The sequence below is a fragment of the Pseudomonas sp. W15Feb34 genome (genome assembly GCF_023127765.1).
Taxonomy (GTDB): Bacteria; Pseudomonadota; Gammaproteobacteria; order Pseudomonadales; family Pseudomonadaceae; genus Aquipseudomonas; species Aquipseudomonas synxantha_A.
Genome location: NZ_SPKN01000003.1, coordinates 140,990 through 165,960, shown reverse-complemented (window position 1 = coordinate 165,960; position 24,971 = coordinate 140,990). Strand labels below are relative to the sequence as shown.

20 protein-coding genes are annotated in these 24,971 nt (G+C 60.0%); 10 read left to right on the top strand and 10 right to left on the bottom strand.

Going from position 1 to position 24,971, the window contains the following annotated elements; all coding sequences use genetic code 11:
* Nucleotides 1–6 precede the first annotated feature (6 nt).
* From E4O97_RS01500 to E4O97_RS01490, 3 genes are read left to right on the top strand one after another with little or no spacing between them, the layout of a single operon-like run.
* Nucleotides 7–885, top strand: coding sequence for a metal ABC transporter substrate-binding protein (locus E4O97_RS01500; protein WP_078822675.1), 879 nt, complete (start codon nucleotides 7–9; stop codon nucleotides 883–885).
* Nucleotides 882–1,442 carry a DapH/DapD/GlmU-related protein gene (locus E4O97_RS01495; protein WP_005792581.1) on the top strand — a complete coding sequence of 187 codons (561 nt, stop codon included), beginning with the start codon at nucleotides 882–884 and terminating at the stop codon, nucleotides 1,440–1,442. Before E4O97_RS01500 ends, E4O97_RS01495 begins: the two co-directional genes overlap by 4 nt.
* 3 nt (nucleotides 1,443–1,445) lie before the next feature.
* Nucleotides 1,446–2,783 (top strand): dihydroorotase, encoded by a 1,338-nt coding sequence (locus tag E4O97_RS01490; RefSeq protein ID WP_248160772.1) that lies wholly within the window; start codon nucleotides 1,446–1,448, stop codon nucleotides 2,781–2,783.
* Here the strand turns inward: E4O97_RS01490 and E4O97_RS01485 are convergent.
* Nucleotides 2,780–3,301, bottom strand: coding sequence for a DUF3617 domain-containing protein (locus E4O97_RS01485; protein WP_248160771.1), 522 nt, complete (start codon nucleotides 3,299–3,301; stop codon nucleotides 2,780–2,782). The two genes, E4O97_RS01490 and E4O97_RS01485, sit on opposite strands and share 4 nt — an antisense overlap.
* A gap of 130 nt (nucleotides 3,302–3,431) precedes the next feature.
* On the opposite strand from E4O97_RS01485, the gene cls reads away from it, so the two are divergent.
* Entirely contained in the window at nucleotides 3,432–4,871 is a 1,440-nt protein-coding gene (gene cls / locus E4O97_RS01480; protein WP_148853767.1) for a cardiolipin synthase, read from the top strand.
* A 76-nt stretch (nucleotides 4,872–4,947) separates the two neighbouring features.
* On the opposite strand, the gene cfaB is transcribed toward cls, so the two are convergent.
* From cfaB to E4O97_RS01440, 8 genes are all read right to left on the bottom strand, one after another.
* Entirely contained in the window at nucleotides 4,948–6,132 is a 1,185-nt protein-coding gene (gene cfaB / locus E4O97_RS01475; protein ID WP_005792585.1) for a C17 cyclopropane fatty acid synthase CfaB, read from the bottom strand.
* An 87-nt stretch (nucleotides 6,133–6,219) separates the two neighbouring features.
* Nucleotides 6,220–7,008 carry a DNA-binding domain-containing protein gene (locus E4O97_RS01470; RefSeq protein ID WP_216090505.1) on the bottom strand — a complete coding sequence of 263 codons (789 nt, stop codon included), beginning with the start codon at nucleotides 7,006–7,008 and terminating at the stop codon, nucleotides 6,220–6,222.
* Entirely contained in the window at nucleotides 6,999–7,844 is an 846-nt protein-coding gene (locus E4O97_RS01465; protein WP_248133121.1) for a DUF692 domain-containing protein, read from the bottom strand. The genes E4O97_RS01470 and E4O97_RS01465 overlap by 10 nt, the downstream gene beginning before the upstream one ends.
* A 65-nt stretch (nucleotides 7,845–7,909) precedes the next feature.
* Nucleotides 7,910–8,161 carry a hypothetical protein gene (locus E4O97_RS01460; RefSeq protein ID WP_078822679.1) on the bottom strand — a complete coding sequence of 84 codons (252 nt, stop codon included), beginning with the start codon at nucleotides 8,159–8,161 and terminating at the stop codon, nucleotides 7,910–7,912.
* A 116-nt stretch (nucleotides 8,162–8,277) separates the two neighbouring features.
* Nucleotides 8,278–10,164, bottom strand: a complete 1,887-nt coding sequence (locus E4O97_RS01455; protein WP_103734107.1) for a cation-translocating P-type ATPase — start codon at nucleotides 10,162–10,164, stop codon at nucleotides 8,278–8,280.
* Nucleotides 10,161–11,195 (bottom strand): protease modulator HflK, encoded by a 1,035-nt coding sequence (locus tag E4O97_RS01450; RefSeq protein WP_078822681.1) that lies wholly within the window; start codon nucleotides 11,193–11,195, stop codon nucleotides 10,161–10,163. The genes E4O97_RS01455 and E4O97_RS01450 overlap by 4 nt, the downstream gene beginning before the upstream one ends.
* Nucleotides 11,192–12,187: a protease modulator HflC gene (locus E4O97_RS01445; RefSeq protein ID WP_216092210.1), complete on the bottom strand. Its 996-nt coding sequence runs from the start codon at nucleotides 12,185–12,187 to the stop codon at nucleotides 11,192–11,194. The genes E4O97_RS01450 and E4O97_RS01445 overlap by 4 nt, the downstream gene beginning before the upstream one ends.
* Nucleotides 12,188–12,196: 9 nt before the next feature.
* On the bottom strand, nucleotides 12,197–14,122 hold the full coding sequence (locus tag E4O97_RS01440) for a protease modulator HflK (RefSeq protein WP_078822682.1): 1,926 nt from the start codon (nucleotides 14,120–14,122) through the stop codon (nucleotides 12,197–12,199).
* A 308-nt stretch (nucleotides 14,123–14,430) separates the two neighbouring features.
* Between E4O97_RS01440 and E4O97_RS01435 the strand changes: the two genes are divergently transcribed.
* The 6 genes from E4O97_RS01435 to E4O97_RS01410 are packed head-to-tail and all read left to right on the top strand — an operon-like array spanning nucleotide 14,431 to nucleotide 20,111.
* Entirely contained in the window at nucleotides 14,431–15,054 is a 624-nt protein-coding gene (locus E4O97_RS01435; protein ID WP_078822683.1) for a CDP-alcohol phosphatidyltransferase family protein, read from the top strand.
* Between the two features lie 10 nt (nucleotides 15,055–15,064).
* Nucleotides 15,065–16,813, top strand: coding sequence for a bifunctional alpha/beta hydrolase/class I SAM-dependent methyltransferase (locus tag E4O97_RS01430; RefSeq protein ID WP_078822684.1), 1,749 nt, complete (start codon nucleotides 15,065–15,067; stop codon nucleotides 16,811–16,813).
* A gap of 2 nt (nucleotides 16,814–16,815) precedes the next feature.
* Complete coding sequence (locus tag E4O97_RS01425) at nucleotides 16,816–18,114, top strand: phosphatase PAP2/dual specificity phosphatase family protein (protein WP_078822685.1); 1,299 nt, start codon at nucleotides 16,816–16,818, stop codon at nucleotides 18,112–18,114.
* Complete coding sequence (locus tag E4O97_RS01420) at nucleotides 18,104–18,547, top strand: hypothetical protein (RefSeq protein ID WP_032878622.1); 444 nt, start codon at nucleotides 18,104–18,106, stop codon at nucleotides 18,545–18,547. The genes E4O97_RS01425 and E4O97_RS01420 overlap by 11 nt, the downstream gene beginning before the upstream one ends.
* Before the next feature lie 9 nt (nucleotides 18,548–18,556).
* Entirely contained in the window at nucleotides 18,557–19,177 is a 621-nt protein-coding gene (locus E4O97_RS01415) for a lysophospholipid acyltransferase family protein (protein ID WP_216090507.1), read from the top strand.
* Between the two features lies 1 nt (nucleotide 19,178).
* The gene (locus E4O97_RS01410; protein WP_057710628.1) at nucleotides 19,179–20,111 is read left to right on the top strand and encodes a phosphatidate cytidylyltransferase; all 933 of its coding nucleotides are present in this window, start codon (nucleotides 19,179–19,181) and stop codon (nucleotides 20,109–20,111) included.
* 348 nt (nucleotides 20,112–20,459) lie between these two features.
* Here E4O97_RS01410 and E4O97_RS01405 read toward each other — a convergent pair whose 3' ends face one another.
* Nucleotides 20,460–24,704: an autotransporter domain-containing protein gene (locus E4O97_RS01405; RefSeq protein ID WP_248160770.1), complete on the bottom strand. Its 4,245-nt coding sequence runs from the start codon at nucleotides 24,702–24,704 to the stop codon at nucleotides 20,460–20,462.
* Between the last annotated feature and the right edge of the window lie 267 nt (nucleotides 24,705–24,971).

Here is a 24,971-nt window from a genome sequence, read left to right as displayed (position 1 = left end):
TTCCCGATGCGCGCTCTTCTTGTGTTGTTCAGTCTGTTGCTGCCGCTGTCGATGGCTCACGCCGCAGACAAACTCCAGGTAGTCACCAGCTTCAGTATTCTCGATGACATCACCCACCAGATCGGTGGCGACCATATTCAGATCAGCAACATGGTCGGCCCGGACGCCGATGCTCATACCTATGAACCCACACCGGATGACGCCAAAGCGCTGCTCAAGGCCAAGGTCATCATCAAGAACGGTCTAGGTTTCGAGCCGTGGCTGGATCGCCTGGTCACCAGCACTGAAACCACCGCTACGGTCGTCACCGCCAGCAAAGGCGTGATCTCGCACACCATGGAGGAAGACGGCGAGACCATTCCCGACCCACACGCCTGGCACAACCTGGCCAACGCCGAAATTTATGTGAGCAACATCACCAAGGCATTGGTGACCGCCGACCCTGCCAATAAAAGCGACTACCTGCGCAACAGCCAGGCTTACCTGAAGCAAATTCACAGCCTGCTGACCGAGGCCAAGGCCAAGTTCGCTGCACTGCCGTCGGGCAACCGCCGCATCGTCACCTCCCATGACGCCTTCGGCTATTTGGGCCAGGCGTATGGCATCCAATTCCTCGCGCCCCAGGGCTTGTCTACCGAGCGTGACCCGTCGGCCGCCGAAGTCGCCGCGCTAATCACCCAGATCCGTAAAGACAAGGTCAAAGCCGTGTTTATCGAAAACATCAAGGACTCGCGCCTGCTCAAGCAGATTGCCGATGAAAGCGGCGCGCAGATAGGCGGCACGCTGTACTCCGACGCCCTCGCCGCTCAAGGCCCGGCCAGCACCTTTATCGGGCTGTTCGAATACAACCTGAACACCCTGTGCGCGGCGTTGAGCAAACCATGATCCGAAAAAACCCTTCAGGTGACCTGCCGGTCATTGCCGAGTCAGCCTACGTCGACAAGACCGCGATCATCTGCGGCAAGGTCATCATCGGCGAGAACGTCTTCGTCGGCCCCTACGCCGTGATCCGCGCCGACGAAGTCGATGCCAGCGGCGCCATGGACCCGATCACGATCGGCGCGAACTCCAACATCCAGGACGGCGTGGTGATCCACTCCAAGTCCGGCGCGGCGGTGACCATTGGCGAGTTCACCTCTATCGCCCACCGTTCCATCGTCCATGGCCCCTGCACAGTTGGCGACCGCGTGTTCATCGGCTTCAACAGCGTGCTGTTCAATTGCGCCGTCGGCGATGGCTGCGTGGTGCGCCACAACTCGGTGGTCGATGGCCGCGACCTGCCCGCGGCCTTCTACGTGCCCTCCACCACCCGCATCGGGCCTAACACCGACCTGTCTCAATTCCCGCCGGTGAGTGTCAGTGCCTCGGAGTTTTCCGAAGACGTGGCACGCACCAACGTCGACCTGGTGCGCGGCTACAAAGCCTTGCAAAACGAGTTCTGAACCATGAGTCGCCTGCTGATACGCAACGCCCGCCTGGTCAACGAGGGCCAGGTATTCGACGCCGACGTGCTGGTCGCCAATGGCCGTATCGAGAAGATTGCCGCCAGCATTGAAGGCGCTGACGAACCGGTGGAAATCGACGCCAAAGGCCAGTGGTTGCTGCCGGGAATGATCGATGACCAGGTGCATTTTCGCGAACCCGGCGCGCCAGACAAAGGCAGTTTCTACAGCGAATCCCGTGCCGCGGTGGCCGGCGGTATCACCAGCTTCATGGACATGCCCAACACCCAGCCAGCCACTTTGAACCTGCAAGCCTTGGCCGATAAGAAGCACCGTGCTGCGTTGCACTCAGTGGCCAACTACGGCTTTCACTTTGGCGTAAGCAACGACAATCTGGATATCGTCGCCGGCCTCGACCCCTGTGAAGTGGCTGGAGTCAAAGTGTTCATGGGCGCCTCCACCGGCAACATGCTGGTGGACGACCCACGTATTCTGGAACGTTTGTTTGCCGACGTGCCGACCATTCTGCTCGCGCACTGCGAACACACTCCGAGCATCCTGGCCAACGAGCAACGCTTGCGCGAGCGCTTTGGCGAGCGCATTCCCGCTGTCGCTCATCCACTGATCCGCGACGCCGAAGCGTGTTATCGCTCGTCATCGTATGCCGTGGAACTGGCCCAGCGCCATGGCACGCGACTGCACGTGCTGCACCTGACCAGCGCCCGTGAACTCGCGCTGTTCGAAGACAAGCCCCTGGCCGAAAAACACATCACCGCCGAGGTCTGCCTGCATCATCTGCTGTTCGACGACCGCGACTATCACCGCCTCGGCCACCAGATCAAATGCAACCCGGCCATCAAGACACGCGCCGACCGCGAGGCGCTGCGCCTGGCGTTATTAAGTGATCGTCTGGATGTGATTGGCACTGACCATGCGCCGCATACCTGGGCGCAAAAACAATTGGGCTATCGTGAAGCACCCTCGGGTTTGCCCCTGGTGCAGCACGCCCTGCCGGCACTATTGGAGTTGGTGGCCGACGGGCATTTGCCTCTGACCACACTGGTGGCGAAAACCAGTCATCGTGTGGCCGACCTGTTTGCCATTCCTGATCGCGGTTACCTGCGTGAAGGCTATTGGGCCGATCTGGTGTTGATCAAACCTGAGCCTCAGGGCAAACCGGTCAGCAGCCAACCGATTCTCGCCCGTTGCGGCTGGACACCCTTTGCAGAGCGCAGCTTTCGTCACAGCGTGAGCACCACGCTGGTGTCCGGCCACCTGGCCTGGCACAACGGCCAGGTGGTCGACAGTTGCCAGGGCTTGCCCCTGCATTTTCTGCGTTAAGCGCGGGGTTTGACCGTACCGCAATTGTTGCCCAGCCACTGAGCGTGGCTGTCCAGGCTGCCCTTCTGCTGGATGCCGGTGGCATTGAACGTACCGTTGACGGTGGTGGTGAATTCCTTCTGGCTTTGGAAGGTCGCTATACCCGTGCCCTGGGCTTTGGGGCAGCTGAAACGGAACTTCCATTGGTTGCCGGCCTTGTCAGTCACTTCCTGCTTGCAGCCCGATTGCGGGTCGGTCAGCGGGATGGAATCGGTGGCAACCTGGGCTGGGGTCAGGCACACCTGCACACCCTTACCGGCCATGTTGATGCCTTGCTTTTCGAGCATGGCGCGCTGTTCAGGAGTCATTTGTTGCTTGAGCTGACCGAGGATCAGCGACAGGTCCGGCAGGTCCTGGTTATCGACTTTCATATTGCTGGTGGTCAACTCCCACAAGCCCGGCGCCAGCATCTGCGCCTGCGCCGCCACCGGCAGCGACAAACCAACAACCATGGCCAAACCAAGCAGACGAGCATTCATCGGGTAACTCCTGGGTAATTGTGCGTGTTAGACGTCGCAATGCGGCCAGTGTTGCACGGCAAATAAAATAGCGACATTCGCAGCGGTTCATGGTCTGTTACGCACTGGACTGCCTGGAGTTACGTCGTTCATGGATTTCTTTGGCCCGCACCTGCTCGCCTACTTCATTGCCACGCTGCACGTTCTCGGGAGCCTCGCCGCAATTCACGCGGTACTGACTGTCCGCACCGCCCAAGGCTCGATCGCCTGGGCCTTGTCGCTGATGTTCATGCCTTACCTGACGCTGATCCCTTACCTGATCTTCGGCCGCAGCACCTTCGACGCGTACATCCAGGCCCGTCGCCAGGCCAACCAGGAAATGCACACGGCGATCGCCGAACTGAATTGGCGCCCGTGGGTAGAGGAAGCGCTCGCGGCACGCAACTCCAGTGCCTATGCCTCTCTGCGAGCCATGCCCAAGCTCGGGCGCATGCCGTGCCTGGCCAATAATGAAGTGCGCCTGTTGATCAATGGCGAGGCTACTTTTAGCGCGATTTTCGAGGCGATTCGCAACGCCAGGACCGCCGTGCTGTTCCAGTTTTTCATCATCCATGACGATGAGCTTGGCCGCCAATTGCAGGTGCTATTGAAGGAAAAGGCCGCCCAGGGCGTCGACATTTACGTGCTGTACGACCGCATCGGCAGCCACGCCCTGCCCCATCGCTACGTACAATCGCTGCGCGACGCCGGGGTGCAGGTCAAGGCGTTCGCCACCCGCAGCGGCTGGCTCAATCGTTTCCAGGTCAACTTCCGTAACCATCGCAAGATCGTGGTGGTGGACGGCATCACCGGCTTTGTCGGCGGGCACAATGTGGGCGATGAGTACTTGGGCAAAAAGCCGCCGCTGGCGCCATGGCGCGATACCCATGTACAGGTCACCGGCCCAGTGGTGGCCTGCCTTCAGGAGTCGTTTGCCGAAGACTGGTTCTGGGCGGCGCGGCAACTGCCGCCGCTGATCCTGCCGGATGCCTACCCCGAAGACGGCGTGCTCTGCCAACTGCTCGCCAGTGGCCCGGCAGACCCCTATGAAACCTGCTCGCTGTTTTTCGTCGAGGCCATCCACGCCGCGACCGAGCGGGTATGGATTACCAGCCCGTACTTCGTCCCCGACGAAGCCGTATTCGCCGCACTGCGCCTGGCGGTATTGCGCGGGGTGGACGTGCGCCTGTTGCTGCCATCGCGGCCCGACCACCGTATCGTATATGCCGCCTCCAGCCTTTACGCCATCGAAGCCGTGCGCGCAGGTGTGCGGGTGTTCCGCTACAAGCCCGGGTTTCTGCATCAGAAGGTGGTGTTGGTAGACAGCGAAATCAGCGCCATTGGCAGCGCCAACATGGACAACCGTTCGTTCCGACTGAATTTCGAAGTGATGTTGCTGACAGTGGATGAGGCTTTCGCCAGCCAGGTTGAACACATGCTGCTGGACGATTTTGCCCTGTCCCATGAAGTCAGTCAGGAAGAAAGCCGCGAGACGCGACGCCTGCAACAGTTGGGGATGCGGGTGGCGCGCTTGATCTCACCGATTCTCTAACAGACAACGCAGGGAAAATGTGGGAGGGGGCAAGTCCCCTCCCACATTTGGATCTTCAGTGTTCTGGAAAATCGGGTCAGCGGTAGAGATCTTCCCGCGTCCACGGCAGTTCATGACCACCATCGGCATGGGGTTTGACCGCCAAGATCTGGTGCAAGTTGATCCAGCCCCGGGCAAACGCATAAGCGCAACCGGCCAGGTACAGCCGCCAGATGCGCAGCGCCTGCTCCGGCACCATCTTTGCCGCCGCTTCCAGATTGTCTTCCAGGCGCTCGCTCCAATGGTCCAACGTGCGGGCGTAGTGCAAGCGCAAACTTTCGACATCCACCACTTCCAACCCGACCTCGCTGATCTCGGCAGTCATCATCGCCAGGTGAGGCAGTTCGCCGTTGGGAAATACGTAGCGCTCGATAAACTCCCCGGCGCCTCGGCCTACCGGGCGGCCATCGGTATGTTTGGCGGTAATGCCATGGTTCATCACCAGGCCGCCTTCACGCACGGCACCGAACAGCGTCTGACAGTACTGTGCCAGGTTGGCGTGGCCGACGTGTTCGAACATACCCACGCTCACCACTTTGTCGAAGCGGCCATCCTGGGGCAGGTCGCGGTAGTCGAGCAGTTGCAGGTCGACCTGATCCTCCAGGCCTTCGGCTTTTACCCGCTCCCTGGCCAGCGCCAGCTGTTCCTTGCTCAAGGTGATACCAAACACCTTGACCCCGAATTCCCGCGCCGCAAACCGCGCAAGCCCGCCCCAACCACACCCCACGTCGAGCAGGTACTCGCCCGGCTGCAGCCGCAGTTTGCGGCACAGGTGACGGAATTTGTCTTGCTGGGCCTGGTCGATGGATTCGCTGCCGGTTTCGAAATAACCGCAGGAATACGCCATGTCCTGATCCAGCCATAGCTGGTAGAACTCGTTGGACAGGTCGTAATGGTAGGAAATGGCCGCCGCGTCGGTGGCCTTGTCGTGGATCGAGCGCACCGGACGGCTGCCTTCGTCGTCATCGATCAAGGCGTGGCTCAACTCGTCACATACCCTGATCACCTCGGTGATGGAGCCTTCCAGCTCCAGTTTGCCTTCGACGAAGGCTTCGCCCAGTGAATCGAGCGTTGGGTGGGTCAGCTTGGACACCATCGTGGGGTCCTTGACCACAATCGTCACACTGGGCTCAGGACCCAAGTTGAATTCATGGCCGTCCCAGAGTCGCAGACGCAGCGGTAGCTGAAGATTCTGTAAGGCCGGTGGAAGTTGCGCGAGCATGAGTAATCCCCCCTTGTTTCAGACGTCTGGACTGAGGGTAGACCATCCGAAGACAAAGTAGGAGGCTATCGATTTAATAGCACGTCTCTATGGGGCTCGGAGTTCGAGCAAACCGTCCTGGATCCACTGTTTCAGCCATGTGGCCGCTTGCAGCGACGCACCCTCTGAATAAGTGACTGCCAACTCTGCGCACAGTTCTGAAAAATTCCAGCCGGTAGTCACCATCCCTGCCAGTGCACAGGCTTCGTCAGGCTCCAGGCTGCGGTAGTGACACACATTCTGATGACGCCATACCAGGCAGATTTGCATCGGGTCCAGCGCCTGGCTGCCGGGAAAACCCGATGCGTCCTTGCTGGCTCGCCAGATCGCCACCGTGTTGAAACGGCACAGCAAATGCTGCACTGAAGGCGCCAGGCTTACCTGCAGCGTCGGCCAGTCCCCGGGTGCCAATTGCGCCATGTCATTCACGGTCAGCGGCGTCCCCTGGGGTGCATCGAACGCCAGGGTAAACGCCCACTCCAGACGCGCCAATTCAGCCAGCGGCGCACTGTGTTCTGCGACCAAGTGCTCAAGGATAAACATCGAAAAGCGCTCACCGAGCCAACGCAGGCTGTAGTGGGCCGAGGGGTAACGACGAACGTAGGCTTCGCTCAGCGCGGCAAATTCATCATCACCCAGCCAATATCGGATAGCGCTGAAGTCATGGCACAGCACTTCCTTCAATCGCGACAGATAGGCGTTGTGGTAAATCGCCAGGCCGGTGTCCACATCCAGGGTCGGCCCCCCCAGCAAGGTGGCGGCAAAGCTGCTGTTGGCCGCGCAAGGTTCAGATAACAGGTGCTCTTCAAAAGCCAATTGCCAGTCGATCAGGCGCATAGCGATTTCCTGGCCAGGGCACTGGCTGCCAGCTCGCGGGCCTTGCTCAACTCAGTGAGCAATTCTTCGAACGGCGGGAAATGATCATCGCGCTCCAACAGCGTCGACACCGGCCCCAAATGCTCCAGGGTCTGCTGGTAAAGCGCCCACACCGGGTCGCACACAGGATGGTCGTGGGTGTCGACCACATAGTCGCCGTAGTCCATATGCCCGGCCAGGTGCAGTTGGCGGATACTCTCGGGCGGCAGGTTGCGGATAAACGTCCAGGCATCAAAGCCATGGTTACGCGCACTCACATACACATTGTTCACGTCCAGCAACAACTGGCACCCGCTCAGGTGGGCCAAAGCGTTGAGGAACTCCCACTCGGTGAACTCATCAGCCTTGGAGCGCACATAGCTGGAGACGTTTTCCAGCACCAGCGGGCGCTGCAACACGTCCTGCACCTGACGCACACGACCGGCCACGTGATAGAGGCTTTCTTCGGTGTAGGGCAGCGGCAGCAGGTCATGCAGCTGATGCGCGCTGCCGCGGCTCCAGCACAGGTGATCGGAAATCCAGGCCGGCTGGATGCGCTCGGCGAGCTGTTTGATTTGCGCAAGGTAATCGGTATCGAGGGCATGGGGCCCACCGATGGACAAGGACACACCGTGCATTACCACGGGGTAACGCTCGGCTATCGCATCCAGGTAGTACAAGGCTTTGCCGCCCTGCACCAGATAATTCTCGGAGATCACTTCGAACCAATCCACGGCCGGCGACTGTTCGAGGATCTGCTGGTAGTACTCACTGCGCAGCCCCAGGCCGTAACCGAGGCTCGAAAAAGAAGTGGGCATAAGACGCTCCAGGAAAAGTGTCCGCAGCGACGGGGGGCGGTCGCTGCGGTTGCACTCGGTTGCCGTTACTCGCCGACGGTACCGCCCTTCTCGTCGCACATCGCCTTGCTCATGGACAGGAAGCCCTGGCCTTTGCAGGAACCTTGACCTTTGCACGCGTGATCTTTGGTCTTGCAGTCGTTCTGCCCTTTACAAGCGTTGACGCCATAGCAATGCACAGTGGCATCGGCTGCGTGTGCCTGGGTGGCCACACCGGCAAACATAGTGGCGGCAGCCATCGCGAGGGCGGCGCCAGCAGCAGCGGATTTAATGCTCATTGTTGTATTCCTCATGATCAGTGGTGAAGTCGGTCCGAACGGATTGTTCAGTCTCGACACACCACTAGAGTGAGGGCCCCCATTGGCGTTACAGCCGTGTGCAAATATTTCTGAAATTATTCATCAAGCTTCAACAGCGGCTCCTGGAAGCGTAATAACCGCCCAGCGTTACCCAGCACCAGCAAGGTACTGAGGTTATGCAGCACCGCCGCAATCATGGCACCCGCCGCGCCCAACCAGCCAAAGGCCGCGAACACCACGATGGCCAACGTCCAGCCCAGGCCGATGATCACGTTCACCTGCAACGTCTGCCGGCACTGGCGGCTCAAGCGCACGCAGGTACCCAGGCGGCGCAAGTCGCTGCCGATCAACACCACGTCCGCCGATGCGAGTGCGATATCGGCACCGCCCGCCCCCATCGCCACACCAACCACACCGGCCTTGAGCGCCAACGAATCATTGATGCCATCGCCCACCACCATCGGCCGGAAGCCGCTGCTGATTTCACCCAGCACGCGGTTGAGCTTGTCTTCCGGCAAGGCTTGGGCTTCGACATCACTGATGCCCACCTCCAGCGCCAGGCTGTCGGCTACGCTTTGGCGGTCGCCGGTCAGCAGCAGCTGGCGGCCCAGGCCCAAATCACGCAACTCTTGCAGGGCCTGGCGCGCCTCCGGCTTGACGCTGTCGGCCAGCAACAGCCAGGCCAGGAAATCGCCGTTCAACGCCAACCCGGCAATAGGGCCGTCATGGTTGGGAACGCCGCTGGTGACGATGCCCAATTGTTCGAACAACTCCGGCCGCCCCAGCGCCGCTTCGCCCTGTTCGGTCTGTGCGACCACGCCCAGGCCCTGACGCTCGCGAATGTCGGTGAGCGCCAGTAACTGCTCCTGAGTCGCCAACCCCGCCAACGCTCGGCTGACCGGGTGACTGCTCGCCGAGCCGAGGCTGGCCGCCAGGTTCAGCAGCTCCTGGCGATCCGGTGCGGTGGTCTCGATGGACTGCAAACGCAGGGTGCCAAAGGTCAGGGTGCCGGTCTTGTCGACCACCAACGAGGTCAGGTCAGCCAATTCTTCGAGAAACGCCGAGCTGCGAATCAGAATCCCATGACGCGCCGCCACGGCGATCCCGGCAATCGCCGTGGCCGGCGCCGACAGCACCAAGGCACACGGGCACGCCGCCACCAGCACCGCCAGCATCGCCTGCGCATCGTTGGTGACGAACCAGGTGACCGCCGCCAGCAACAGCACCAACACCATATAGCTACCGGCATAACGCTCCAGCAGCCGCGTGATCGGCGGCTTGGAGCGCTCGGCGTTCTGCATCAGTGCGATGACTTTGCCCAGGGTCGATTCGTTGCCAGTGCGCGTCACTTCAAGGCGCAGCAGACCATCAAGGTTGATCGCGCCACCAAACACCTGCACACCCGCGCTGGCTTCCAACGGCACCGACTCACCGGTGATTGGTGCCGTGTCCAGGCTCGCCTGGCCGGACAGCACCACGCCATCGGCCGGCACGCGGTCGCCGGCGCGCACTTCGACGATATCACCGGGGTTCAGCGTGGCGTTATCCACTTCGGTGATGGTTCCGTCAGCCTGTACCAAACGGGCGTGGCTGCGGGTGAGTTTGCCCAGGGCATGGATCGCCTCCTGGGAGCCGATCACGCTGCGCTCTTCCAGCACATGGCCGAAGATCATGATGATCGGCAACAACGCGGCGGTGAGCAGATCGCCGGTGGCCCAGGCGCCAAGCATGGCCAGGGCAATCAGTTGGTCAGTGATGCCGTGCAAGCTGGGAAAGCGCAGGCTGTACCAGGCCGAACGCATTACCGGCACCGCCACCAACAGCGATGCCACCCCCAGCAGCAATTGGCTCACACCGTTCTGGTCCGGCGCCAGCCAGCGCCATACCAGGCCCAGCACGAGCAACCCAAGGGCGAGCATGGCCAGGGTCAATTGCCGGGCAGCGCTGCGCTGTTCGGCCGAGGTCAGCATGGGTGCGCTCATTGTTCGGCTCCCTGGATGATCAAGCGGGAGTCGTCTTTGGGGTCGACGGTGGTCACGGAACCCGCCTGACCGAGAATCTTCGGCAGGCGTTCGCGGTACAGGCGCAACAGCAAGCCGGGGTCTTTGACCTGGGCGAGGCTGGCGACGGTAGCGGTTTGCGCCTGGGCATTGGCCAAGCGTTCGCTGGCCTGGGCGTGGGCGACTTGCACCTGGCGGTCAGCCTCCTGGTTCGCGGTCTGGGTGAGTTTTTCCGCTTCGGTGCGGGCGTTGGCCACCGCTTTATCCGCTTGCTGGCTGGCAGTCAGCACTGCGTTGAAGGCATTCACCGCCGGGCCCGGCAGGCTCGATTGCACATCGACACGGGTGACTTCGATGCCCAGGCCCAAACCGCTGGCGGCCAAATCGGCCAGGCGTTTATTGATGCCTTGCACCAGATCGCCGCGCAGGCGCTCGCGGCGTTCGGCGGCGCCGTTGTCGCTGCCGATCAGTTCCGGGCGTGCTACCAGGATGGTGTCCAGATCCCGCGCTGCCGTCAGGGCTACGGCGCTGCGCGTCACCAACCGATCCAGCGCGGGCAACACGTGGTCGCCCTGCAACACGAAGGCATAGGGCTCGGTCACCTTGTAGAACACCCGCACATCCAACTGCACCACCCCGGCATCGCCGGTCAGCAGGTAGCCGGAACCGGCCAGGGCATCGCTCAACGGCGTAGCGAAACTGGCCACGCGATCAGCCTGCAGCGCCGCGTCGGAACGTAGCAGGTTCTCCACTCGGCGCTCGATCACCCGGTCCGCCGCCGGCAACAACACCACCTGCTCGAACGGCTGCGGCCAGGCCAGCAACAGCCCTGCGTTCTGAATGCGATCAAGGGCGCCGAAGTGCAGGACCACCGCGCGATTCTGCGGGTCGATCTGGCGCACATTGGAAAAGGCCCAGGCCAACGCCGCCAACACAGTGACCGCGTACAGCGCCAGGAAGGTCAGGCGCCCGGCCTGAATCCAAGGGCTGTCGGGACTGCCGCGTTCGCTCATGGCTGGATGTCCTTCGGCCCATCCACCAGGGCGCGGAACGGCGCGGCGTCGGTGCGCAGGATGATTTTGGTACCCGGCGTGACCACCGTGCCCAAGGTATCCAGCGAGCGCAGCAGGTTGTACAGCTGCGGATTACCCGCGTAGGCACGGCCATAAATCTGCGCAGCTTCTACCCGCGATTGCGCTTCGATATCCGCGGCTTTCACCGTGGCATCGGCCTGCACAATGCGCGCATCACGCTCGGCGGCGGAGCGGATTTGCGCCGCTTCGCGCTTGCCCACGGCGGTGCGTTCAGTGGCGATGGTTTCCCGCTCGGCGCGCATACGATCAACCGTGGCGGTGAGTGTCACCGAAGGCAATGTCAGGCGCTCGATGCCGACCTGCGCCACGCGCACGCCGTAGGTGGCGAGCAATTGTTGATCAATCTGCTGGCGCAACTGCGCTTCAAAATCGGCGATGCGCACTTGGCTGGCGTCGGTGTTGATCAAGCTGGACAGGTCAAAGCTGGCCGCCGTGGTTTCCAGCGCCGAGCCGACGAAGGTGCGGATCTGCCGCGCCGCTTCGTCCGGCTGGTTCTGCACTGCGCGCATGAAGCGCTGCACATTGTCGGCATCGCCCTGCACCTGCCACGCCACATAGGCCTGCACGATAATCCGCAGGCCATCGCGGGTGCCCACATCCTGCAAGCCGCTGGACGTGGTGCGCAGGCGCAGGTCCACCGGGATCGCCGCTTCGAATGGCGCCGGCCAGCGCCAGCCCAGGCCCGGCTCCAACAGCACTCGCGCGGGGTTGCCGAAGCGGGTAATCACCGTGGCCTCGCCGGAGCGCACCTGCACCAGGCTCGCCGCTGCCACGGCAAACAGCACCAGTAACGCCGCCCAGGCCATGCGCCGCCAAGGGAAAGGCCCGGCCGCTTTTTCATCACCATGGTGGTGATGGTGGTGGCCGTGATGATGGTGATGACCGTGATCGTGAGAATGAGCGCTCAACAGACAGACTCCTTATTGAACGGCTTTGCGCGGCGCCAGTGGATCGGCGGGCAAAGTAAAAGAACGCAGATCAATCGTCGGCGCGCTGTCGGCGCCCAAACGATGATCCAGAATAAGCAGCTTGGCGTGGGCCAGGCCCAGGCTCAGTTGGCTCAGGTACTGTTCCAGCACGAAAGCCTGGCCCGCAGCGGCATAGGCTTTTTGTTCGGCGGCAAAGCGCAGGTTCGCCGCTTGGGCGCCGGCATTCACTTCGCGGGCGCCGGCCTGGGCCTGATCACGGACGGTGCTGGCTTGCAGCAGCGCCTGGTTGGTCTGCTCGCTGGCCGCGCCACGTTCACGGGCGATCAGTGCCTGGGCGCCGATCTGGGCGGCTTGCACACCGTGGTAAGCATTGGCGGCGCCAGCCGGTGGGTGGATCGCTTCAACCACCGTGGCGAGGATTTCCACCCCGCTGTCGAGGGTGTGCAGGTCTGCTTGCACCGTGCGGCCAATCTCGTCGGCGAGGCTGGTGCGTTGTTCACCGAGCAATTCGTCGAGAGTGCGCGAGGCAAAGTCATGCACCAGGATGCGGCTGGCGGTGCTGCGGATCAGGGTGGGTATGTCCGCGCTGTTGTAAGTGGCGGCAAGCGCAGCCTGGTCGGTGAGGCCGATGCGGTAGACAAATCGCACGTCCATGTTGACGATCTGGAAGCCCTGCTTATCGCCGCTGCTGCTGGCGATGACCTGGGATTTGTCATTCACATGGCTGGCGTCCCACAGGCGGTTGGCAATCAACGGCGCCGGGCCTTCGGCAGCGGCCAGCTCCGGTGTGGCGGCTTCGCTGACGCTGGTCGCCAACTCATGCACCACGCCGTTCTCCACGTTGAGTACGCGACCCAGCGGCCACGGCAAACCCGTATGCAGGCCGGGGCCGAACACCTCGACCGGTTTGCCGAAGCGCTCATAAATCCCACGCCCTTGCAGGGGGACTTCATGCACGCCGGTCAGCGCCCAACCTACCGTCAGCACCACCAGCAACACCGGCAGGAAAGCCCGGCGCATGTAGGTGAAGGCCCAGATCTGGCGCAGGTCGATGCCAAAACGGTTGTGCAATTCATGCTGCAACGCCAGCAACGGTTGTGGCGGCCAACGCAGCAGGCCGGCGATAAAACTCTGCGCCATCAAGCGCGGCTCAAGGCGCGGCTGGCGCGGGCTGAACAGCGACAGCACGCCCCGCAGCAGGAACTCCAGCGCCACCAGCGCCGGCAACAGGCCGACGAGTGTCGCCAGACGCAGCGGCCACACCGACTCGGCATTGGCAAACAACAGGCAGATGGCACTCAGCACCAGGCAGATAATCGCCACCCGACTCAACTGCGCCAGCTGTGAAGCTTCCGGCCACTGGGCGGCGGTTTCCTGGGCCAGGCGACGCTCGAACACCAGCAAGCCAAAAGCCAGCCCCAATGCCAGCGCCGCACCGATGCTGGCGGACTGACCGATGGCCGCAGCAGGCAAGGCCAGGTTCCAGAACTGGATAACGCTGACCAACGCCAGCAACGACCAGCCCGCCAACCACAGCACCGGTGCGCCAACCTGTGCCAGCAGGCCGTTGCCAAAACGGTTGATCAGCCCCTTGTGCCAGGCAGTGGGCTCAATGGGTTGCTCAATCAACTCAGCGCTCGGCACCTCCATCGCCTGGGCACGCCAATCAGCCACCCACCAGGCCGACTGCAACCCGGCCACCAACAGCAGCAGGGCCGAAGCGCAGTTGATCAACACCACCGGCCAGATCGACAGTGGCGCAAACAACGCCACGAACAGCGCCAACACCCATCCGCTGATCGCCAGGGTCGTCAGGCTGATACCCGCTTGGCGTAACCGACGGGCATGGAACAGCCCTTGCTGAAAACGCGCCAGGCCTTCTACCGAAGCGCCGTCAGCTTCTAAATCCACCTGCATCCGCTCAATGCCCACTTGCACACAATTCGTTACGATATAACACGAAGCGTGAAATTTTTGTTCGCTTTTGCATCCACTCTGAATCCCTTGTGGGAGGGGGCTTGCCCCCGATAGCAGTGTGTCAGTCGACTGATTAGTTACTGATACACCGCAATCGGGGGCAAGCCCCCTCCCACATTTGTTTTGCTGTGCTCTCTGGAGTGTGACTAACCCCCTATAAACACGAGCCATCACTGGTGTCGGCTGCGATTAATCGGCACACTCCGAAACAGCTTTTCGCGGGTTCACGGACAAGGAAGCGCCACCCCATGATTTCCATCTACCAACTCAAACCGCGGTTTCAAAACCTGCTGCGCCCGCTTGTGCAGCGCCTCTACGACAACGGCACCACCGCCAACCAGATCACCGTGCTGGCCGGCGTTATTTCCCTGCTGGTGGGGTTGTTGATCGCAGGCTTCGCCCAACACCTCTGGCTGTTTGCGCTGATCCCTTTATGGATGATCGTGCGCATGGCCCTCAACGCCATCGACGGCATGCTCGCTCGAGAATTCGGCCAGCAGTCACGCCTCGGCGCTTACCTCAATGAACTGTGCGATGTGATCGCCGACAGCGCGCTGATCCTGCCCTTTGCCCTGATCCCCGGCGTGAGCCCGGTGCCGGTGGTGCTGGTGACACTGCTTGCGGTCTTCAGCGAGTACGCCGGTGTGTTGGGGCCGATGGTGGGCGCCTCGCGTCGCTATGACGGGCCGATGGGCAAGAGTGATCGGGCTTTTGTACTGGGTGTACTGGCCACCGGCGTGGCGCTGGGCTGGCTCGGCGCCGGTTGGGTCGAGGCGGTGATGTGGCTGGTCGCCGCCCTGCTCGCCTATACCTTGGTCAACCGGGTGCGCCAAGGCCTCAAAGAACAGCCACAAACTCCCCCTTCTGCATAAGGATTTTGCGATGCGCGAACAGCAAGTGCACACCTTCAGTACCCATGATGGCGTCGAGCTTTTCTACCGGCACTGGCCGGCCACGGCAGACGCCGGGCCGCGCAAGGCAATCCTGTTGTTCCATCGCGGCCATGAGCACTCCGGACGTATTGCCCACCTGGTGGATGAACTGGACTTACCGGGGTTTGATTTCTTCGCCTGGGACGCCCGCGGCCACGGCCAATCCCCCGGCGAGCGCGGCGACAGCCCCAGCTTTGCCACCAGTGCCCGTGATGTGCAGACCTTCTGCGACCATATCGGCGCCACCTACGGCATCGAAGAGCAAAACCTGGCCGTGATCGCCCAAAGCGTCGGCGCAGTGATCGCGGCCACCTGGGTTCACGATTACGCGCCGAAGATCCGCGCCCTGGTGCTCGCCTCGCCCGCCTTCAAGGTCAAGCTGTACGTGCCCTTCGCCCGCCCGGGCCTGGCCCTGATGCGCAGGTTTCGCGGCAACTTTTTCGTCAACAGCTACGTCAAGGCCAAGTTCCTCAGCCATGACCCGGAACGGGTGGCGTCCTACGACAGCGATCCGCTGATCACCAAGGCCATCTCGGTGAATGTACTGCTTGGCCTGTACGAAGCGGCCGACCGGGTTGTAGCCGACGCCCTGGCGATCCAGGTGCCTACCCAGTTGCTTATCTCAGGCTCCGATTTTGTGGTGCACCGTAAACCCCAGCAGCAATTTTTCGACCGCCTCGGCAGCCTGAAAAAAGAGCTGCATATCCTCCCTGGGTTTTTCCACGACACCCTCGGTGAACGTGACCGAGCCGTGGCCGTGAGCAGCGCCAAACGCTTTATCTTGCAGAACTTCGCACACCCGCTGGACCGCGCCTCTCTACTGGACGCCGACAAACTTGGCGCCACCTGCGCCGAATCCGAATCCCTTGCCGCGCCACTGCCACGCAATTCCCTGCGCGACCTCTACTGGCGCATGACCCGCGCCAGCATGGGCCTGGGCAAGAACCTGTCGGACGGCGTGAAACTGGGCTTCGACACCGGTTTCGACTCCGGCAGCACGCTGGACTACGTGTATCGCAATAAGCCTACCGGCAAGGGCGGGCTGGGGCGGATGATCGACACCAACTACCTCAACTCCATTGGCTGGCGCGGTATTCGCCAGCGCAAGCTGAACGTCGAGGAACTGCTGCGCCTGGCCATGACCAAGCTGCGTGACGAGCACCGCGAGGTCCGTATCGTCGATATCGCCGCCGGCCACGGCCGTTACATCCTTGAAGCCTTGCAGGGCGTATCGCCGTTGCCGGAGTCGATCCTGCTGCGCGACTACAGCGACATCAACGTGCGCGACGGTGGCGCGCTGATTCGCGAGAAGGGCTTGGGGGACATCGCCCAGTTCATCAAAGGCGATGCGTTCGACCGCGCCGACCTGGCTGCCCTGGACCCCAAGCCGACCTTGGCCGTGGTGTCCGGGTTGTATGAGTTGTTTGCCGATAACGCCATGGTCGGCGGTTCACTGGCGGGCCTGGCCGAAGCTGTGGAACCTGGCGGTTACCTGGTCTACACCGGGCAGCCGTGGCACCCGCAGTTGGAGCTGATTGCCCGCGCGCTCACCAGCCACCGCCAGGGCCAGGCCTGGGTGATGCGTCGGCGCAGCCAGGCGGAAATGGACCAGTTGGTTGAAGCCGCGGGCTTTCGCAAGATCACCCAGCGCGTGGATGAGTGGGGCATTTTCACCGTGTCCCTGGCACAGAAGATCTGAACATGCGCGAACCCGGTTTATTGAAACCTGCGGTGCTTTGGCTGCTGCTGTTGGCGCCGCTGTTTTTCAGCACCTATGGCTTTGCCACCTGGGTCACCAGCCAGCGCAGCGACGTCGGCACGCTGGTGTTCGGCTGGGAAAGCCATATGCCGTTCTGGGCCTGGACCATCGTGCCCTATTGGTCCATCGACCTGCTCTACGGCTTCTCTCTGCTGCTGCCCAATACACGGCATGAGCTGAAACAACATGCACTGCGCCTGCTGAGTGCGCAGGTGATTGCCGTCAGTTGCTTCCTGATCTGGCCATTGCGCTTTACCTTTGAGCGGCCAGAACTGGACGGCGTGTTTGGCTGGCTATTCGCGGTGCTGGCCGGTTTCGACAAACCGTTCAACCAGGCGCCTTCGCTGCATATCGCATTGCTGGTGATCCTGTGGGTCATGTACCAGCGGCACACCCAGGGGGTCTGGCGCTGGGTGGTGCACGGCTGGTTTGCGCTGATCGGCATCTCGGTGCTGACTACTTATCAACATCACTTTATCGACTTACCCACAGGCGCCCTCGCGGGGTGGCTGTGCGTGTGGTTATGGCCGGTGGAGCACCCGAGCCCGTTGTCGAGTGCGTGGTTGACGCGAGATAACCAACGCTGGCGCCTGGCTGTGCGCTATGGGCTGGGCACGCTATTGCTGGTGGCACTTGCCCTGGTACTGGGCGGCGGCTGGCTGTGGCTGCTGTGGCCAGCAGTTTCCCTGGGTTTGATCACCGCCAACTACCTTGTGATCGGCGCGTCGGGCTTTCAAAAACGTGCGGATGGCCGCCTTACGCCTGCAGCCCGCTGGTTGTATGCGCCTTATTTAGCGGGTGCGTGGGTCAATTCGCGGCTGTGGACACGCAAACATCCACAGCCGGACCTGATTGTGGATAACGTCTGGCTGGGGCGCATTCCTACGGCCAGCGAGCAGGGCTCGTTCAGGGCCATTGTCGATCTGTGCGCCGAACTGCCGATTAATCCACTGGGCCGCGCTTATGCCTGCGTGCCGGTACTGGACCTCGTCACCCCAACAGCCGACGAATGCCTGGAAGCCGCACACGCCATTGAACGCCTGCGAACGAGCGGCCCCTTGCTGGTGTGCTGCGCCCTCGGTTACTCCCGTAGCGCCACTGCTGTTGCCGCCTGGCTGCTGAATACTGGCCGAGCCGCCACGGTCGATGAAGCACTGGCTATTATTCGTACAGCACGGGCCACTGTGGTCCTGCACCCCGCACACCGTAAAGCGTTGGAGGGTTTGCACCATGCACCCTGATATGGAACTCCAGATAGTTGCCAGCCTGCTACGCCGTGGCCGTTCCCTGGATCAGTTATCCACAGGCCTGACGTTGCTCGGCATACTGTTCGGCCTCGCCCAATTGTTGTTGGCCAGTATCTCGACGATCTGCCTGCTGCTGGCCCTGTGGATGATCGTGCTGGGCCTGCTGCAAAAGTACTGGGCGCTGCGAGTGGCCTTCGACGCCGACCTGTTCGCCATGCTGGCCCGCGACGTTACCCGCACTCCAGACCTTGACCAGGCCCTGCAAACCCTCGGCCTGCAATCGTCCAAGCGAGCCGGTCGGCCGTGGACCGAACGCCGCCGTGGCGCCCTTAAACTATTGCGTAAACAAGCCTGGTTGCTGGGCGCGCAAGCGCTGCTGACCTTGGGCGTCATCCTCGCCAGCCCTTGGCTGCCTTTCGCCGGATAAGGAATTCCCATGTTCGAACCCGTGGTCGCCACGCTGATTACCTCCATGGCCCGCACCGTCACCGGCGCTCGCAGCCTGTGGCTGGGGTGCGCGCCAGTACCGGTGCAACGCATCTATTTCGCCAACCACAGCAGCCACGGCGACTTCGTGCTGGTGTGGGCGTCGCTGCCGCAGAACCTGCGCAAATTCACACGCCCGGTGGCCGGCAGCGATTACTGGAACAAGAGCGCGCTGCGCCGCTACATCATCAACCGGGTGTTCAATGGCGTGCTGATCGACCGCGAGCGCAAGGACCCTGTGGATAACCCATTACTGCCCATGCTCGCGGCTTTGGAACGCGGTGACTCGCTGATCATCTTTCCCGAAGGCACGCGCAATCTCGACGAGGGTTTGCTGCCGTTCAAAAGCGGCTTGTATCACCTGGCAAAGAGTTACCCACAGGCCGAACTGGTTCCCGTGTGGATAGCCAACCTCAACCGGGTCATGCCTAAAGGGCGCGTGCTGCCGCTACCGTTGTTATGCACAACCAGCTTCGGTGCCCCTCTGCAATTGGCAGAAGGCGAAGACAAAGCCGCCTTCCTTGCTCGCAGCCGCGACGCCCTGCTCGCCCTTGCCCCGGAGCATTCCTGAGATGGATAGCCAAACCCTGATGTTATTCGGCGGCATCGGCGCGATCCTGGTCATCGCCTCGCTGATCGGCCTGATCCTCAAGCTGCGCACCCGTGGCAACCCGAATGCCGTGATCGACAACCTCAACGCCCGCATCAACGCCTGGTGGGTGATGGTGGTGGTAATCGGCATCGCCTTCTGGTTAGGCACCGGCGCGGTGATCCTGCTGTTCTACGCCGTGTCGTTCTACGCCCTGCGTGAATTCCTCACTCTCACACCCACCCGGCGCAGCGACTACCCGGCCCTGGTGGCCGCGTTCTACCTGGCCCTGCCGCTGCAATACCTGCTGATCTACGCCGACTGGTATGGGCTGTTCTCGATCTTCATCCCGGTGTACGTGTTCCTGCTGCTGCCGATCCTCGCCTCCCTTGGCGGCGACAGCACACACTTCCTGGAACGCGCCTCGAAGGTGCAATGGGGGCTGATGATCGCGGTGTTCTGCGTGTCCTTCGTCCCTGCCCTGCTGACGTTGGACATCCCCGGCTACGAAGGCCGCAACCTGTTGTTGATCGCCTACCTGGTGATCGTGGTGCAACTCTCGGACGTGCTGCAGTACGTATGCGGCAAGCTGTTCGGCAAACACAAGATCGCGCCCAACCTCTCGCCGTCGAAAACGGTGGAAGGGTTTGTGGGCGGGATTCTGCTGTCCTCCTTGATCGGCGCGGCGCTGTGGTGGACCACACCGTTCAATCCCTGGCAGTCGTTCCTGATCGCGCTGCTGATCAACTTGCTGGGCTTTGCCGGCGGGATTGTGATGTCGGCGATCAAGCGTGACCGCGGCGTAAAAGACTGGGGGCACATGATCGAAGGGCACGGCGGGATGTTGGATCGGCTGGATTCGGTGTGCTTTGCGGCACCGATTTTCTTTCATCTTGTGCGGTACTGGTGGACGTGACCCGCCCCGGCGCTGATACAGCAAAGCCATCCATTCGTGGAATGGCCCCACGCTCTCCTGGAACGTCTCGCGGTTGGGCAGTTGCCACTGTGCCATGGGCATCCCGGATGCATAAGGTCACTGCCTTGCGCAGGGGTAAAGGGCGGGCGCGCATCCAAAATAGAAAAAGGGCTGTTGAAAACAGCCCTTTTGATCGGGATTAAAAATCCGTCTCGGTTCACCCAGTAAACGCTAGAGTCAGGCGTTTAAGTCGAGTTTAGAAACTGTCTCAACTCAGCGTTACCTGCGCGCATATCCATTGGCCCAGTGTGGTGCAATGAAACTCATTGCACCACTACCGACCTTAGATCAGAACTGGAAAGTGAACCCCAAGTTGACCGCGCTGCCACCACCATGACTTGAAACCAGTCCGGTGTAGTTAAGAGACACCTGCGTGTCCTTGGTCATGGCCATCTCTGCCGAGGCTTTGACCACCGCACTATCACGGGACACTGGCACGCTGTTCACCGCAAACGCAGCTTCGCTGCCGACAAATTTCAAGGAACTTTCACGGTCCAGCTCTGCGTACTGATGCTCCCAACCCAACTCACCGCGCAGTTTCACCGAGCGAGTCGAACTCACTGGCAATTGCATCTGCCCACGCAGACCGACCGTCGAGACGACAGCATCCTGACTTTGCTTACTGGCGTGCAACGCCGTCGCTTTCCCACGTTCTTTGAATGCGTCGCTCTGAAAGTTAATGTAGGTCAGATTTGCAAAAGGCTCGAAGGCTGACCAGCCGGTATAACCGACTTCACCAAATACCTGATCCGTTCGTGCGTTATAGACAGCTTTTTGATGAGCCGATTGGCTGCCGTATCCCACGTTACGCGAGGTGTCAAAGTGGTGCCAAGTGCTCGCTCCTCCGAACCGTAGGGCGATGCTATCGAAGCGTTTACCCCCATAGATCGACAGGTGATAGTTGTCGCTATTGGCCGACTTTCTGGAGGCTCCCTTCAGATCGGTCTTGGTGTAGCCCGTCGCCCCGCCGATTCGCCATCCATCGCCGATGTCAGTGTCCAGACCGAGCAGCACGCCAGTGGTAGAGGTGCTGTAGCTGGCGGCGTTGTGATCGGAGTCGAGTTGCGTGTGACCTCCGAGTAATTGCACCCAGCCGCCGTTGCTACTGTCGACTTGAATTTTTGCATCTGGATTCAGCGCTTGCGCCTGTTGTAGGCGAGCATTCACCGCATCACGAACATAACGACTGTCGGCGATCTGCGCAGCGGCGGCATCAGCATGAACCTGGCCATCAAGTTGCTTGAAGGCCTGGCGGGCCTGTTCAGCGGAGTTGAAGGTCAAAAGGCTCTCATACACAGGGTTTCCCAGGGCTAAAGTGTCAGCCACGGCTGCAACCGCACGCTCGTTTTTAGTCTGTGCAACGCTGGCAAAGCTGGTGTTGTTGCGCTTAATAGCAATGCTCATAGCCGTCATATCGGGCACTGGCTGAACAGGTGCTACACCCACGGGTGACAGGACAGGCGCGGGAGCAATCGCTACATCAACGCTTGCTTTCGGTGTTACGGGCTCAGCAGGGGCAGGCGCAGCAACAATCTGTGCGCCAGCAACTGGCGGAACGGTTGTTTCCGGTGCCCCGGGCTCAGCAGGGGCAGGCGCAGCAACAATCTGTGCGCCAGCAACTGGCGGAACGGTTGTTTCCGGTGCCCCGGGCTCAGCAGGGGCAGGCGCAGCAACAATCTGTGCGTCAGCAACTGGCGGGACGGTTGTTTCCGGTGCTCCGGGCTCAGCAGGGGCAGGCGCAGCAACAATCTGTGCGCCAGCAACTGGCGGAACGGTTGTTTCCGGTGCCCCGGGCTCAGCAGGGGCAGGCGCAGCAACAATCTGTGCGTCAGCAACTGGCGGAACGGTTGCTCCCGGTATTGCGGACGCAGCAGGGGGCGCAGCAGGGACGGGAGGCCCATTAAGCAATTGCTGTGTCCGCGGAACGCTTATCTGACTGTCCAGGAACAGATAATTCGGCGTGATGGATGCAAACTGACCAACGATGCCTTTTTTGGCTGTAAGAATATTGAAGGTCTGGCCAACCAGCGTTTTTGCCTCGTCTTCCGTCAGGAGGTTGGAGCGGTTCTCCAATGACACCCTGACTTCACCGCCATTGAGGGTCGCGACACCGGCACTATCGATCAGGTCACTGCGCCCGTTGGGGCCGACTTCGACGGAATAAACTGAGCCCGCATCAAATGTCACATCACCGGTGTGCAGCGTACCGATGGAGTTACCCGGCGCTATCCTGCCTCCTGCGTTGATTGTCAGAGCACCCAACGTGCCTATACCACCCAGCGTAGCGCCCGGGCTCACAGTGACGGGGCTTTCCAGGCGGGCATCCGGATGATCACTGTCGCCAATGACAAGATGCCCATCCCGAACCAGAGTTGCACCGGTATAGCTATTCTGACCATTAAGGATGAGCCCACCGCTACCTGATTTTGTGAGCCCGCCGGAGCCCTCTATCGAGCCGTCATAGCGTGTATTGACGCTCTGGTCCAGGGTGAGCGACCCCGTTCCAAGCCGGACCGCGCCCCCCTTGCCTTCGAGCTTCGAAGCGATTAGATCGAATCCGTTGAGATCAAGCGCTCCACCATTGATGGAGTAAGCGGTGTTGTTCACGAACCCAACGCCTGTGTCAGCCCTGAGGATACCCTCCTCGACCAACGTTCCACCCGTATAGCTGTTGGGGCCTGAAAGCGCCAATGTTCCGGCCCCCAGTTTCGTGAGGCTGCCCGTGCCCGTCACGGCTTTCTTAGCAGACACCACGAGGCCGGATTCGGCAATATCGATCCATCCTTGCTGTTCGAGAACGATCTCACGATCGAGCTCAGGCATGGACAGCCCTGCTACCATGAGCCCGCCATTGGCAAGCCGCAGTTTAGCCTTGCTCCCTCCCAAAGCTTTATCCTCATCAACGACGAGAAGGCCCCCGTCCTTTACCAGGGTTTCACCGATAAAAGAGTGATTGTCGATACAGTAATCATCGACAGCCCGCTGAAGCTTGCTTTTGCTACCGTTGCAATTGAGCAGATCCATTTTCTCTGGAAGAGTCAGCAACGTTAAAGTGGGATTACCTGCCTCATCCGAAACTTGTCCAAGATAAACATCATTACGATAGTTATTGCGAACAAGATTAAATTTTTTGTTTCTCCCCGCAAAGTTGTAAGCATCGGCTCCCCATACAAGGCGTGTTTTTTCTTTTTTGTCTGCAATGTCTTTGTACACTTCAAGCTGCGGCCCTACCCAGCGCAGATTCTGCGCCACGGGTTCGTGGTCTGAAAGAGAGTCCTTATTATTAGGCAGCTTGGCTTGCTTGCTAAGATTACCTGATGGCTTACCATCATCAGCAATCTCAATCCATTTGGCAAAAGGTCGAGAGACCATGATGTGATCAATGGTCGCACGGTCCCAGCTTGGAGATGTGTTAGTCCAATTCTCCCCATCACTTGTCCACGTTGCACGCTGATCACCTACTTGACTAGGTTGGAATAGTTCCCTGTTCTGGTCTTTCTGAAAAAGCTGATACTGTCTCTTGAATGTGTTAAGCGTTCTCGGAAGATTGCTGTTAACTGGGTAGGTTTCATCCTGCAGCCCAGTATCTTTATTATTCTTTATAGCAGACTCTAGAGCTTCTCCCCATTCTGCCCACGACATTTTTTGAATATTTTTCCCGTCGTAATTTTCTTTTCCTTCGTAATAATTTTTAACTGTTTTCCCTACTTCAGCATATACTTGTTTACTAGCCGTATATTCACGGGCAAGCGCTGTATATAATCCATTGCTGTCAGCCTTTTTAATCACTAAATTCTGCTGCGTCTTCCTATTCAACCCTCGCTCTGAAACATCGCCGGCGTTGAAGTCACCCAGAATAATCATCGGGACGTTGCTGGCTGCCGCTGCCTTATTAAAATCTTGTGCCGCAGAGACTCGAGCGCTCGAACTGTCCGAGTGATCCAAATGAATGCCTGTTACGACACCTACCGGAAAACCATTGCCAGGATTAATTCTAATGCTATCTCCGGGCAAATCCTTAAAAGGCACGGAAGAGAAAACACTTCCAATCCCTTTATAGTATAGCCCATTTTTCTTACGATTATCTCTGTCAGTATATTCAGGACTGCCCTTAGGATATGTATCTTCATTCTTGCGAAAATCGACAAAACTATCTTGTTTTCGGGGAGCGCTATTCAAGACATTAGTTGTATTTTGCTTGAATGCGTCATAAACTTGATCACCGTACTTCGTGTTAATTGTTCTAGCATTATTATCAAGTTCAGGAAATACAAGAATATCTGGAGACACATCCAAAAGTAGTTTTTTCATAGAGTCTGAGTATGTGAGATTTTCTATACCGCTTCCCAGTTTCCAAATCCTTGAGTTCTCCGCATGATTCCAGATATTAAAAGCCATGGTTTTTATGGCGAAATTTTTCGGGATTTTTTCCTCAGCAATAGCTTCTGGAACACATAGCCCTAGGAGCAATGCACTGGTTGTTATTACTGTGGCTTTACGATGAGCCCCCCTACTTCTATTCGTGATTTTCATCACACCTCTCCTTGCGCTCTTTGGTTTCAGGTCCTGTACGATCTTTCGTGAGCAACGCAACTCTGGTAGCTGGTCAAAGGAGCATGAAATACCCCAGGCCTAAAGCAAGGGAGATCTGAGAAACACAAGATGCAGTGCGTCCCACACATACACTTTGTACCGTACCTTTCAGCACAAACGCTTTAGATGGCATAAGTTGCAGCCGTGCACTTTTTTACTCTCTGGAAGGTCTTAATCCTAATTTAATACAATCCAGACCTTTGTCTT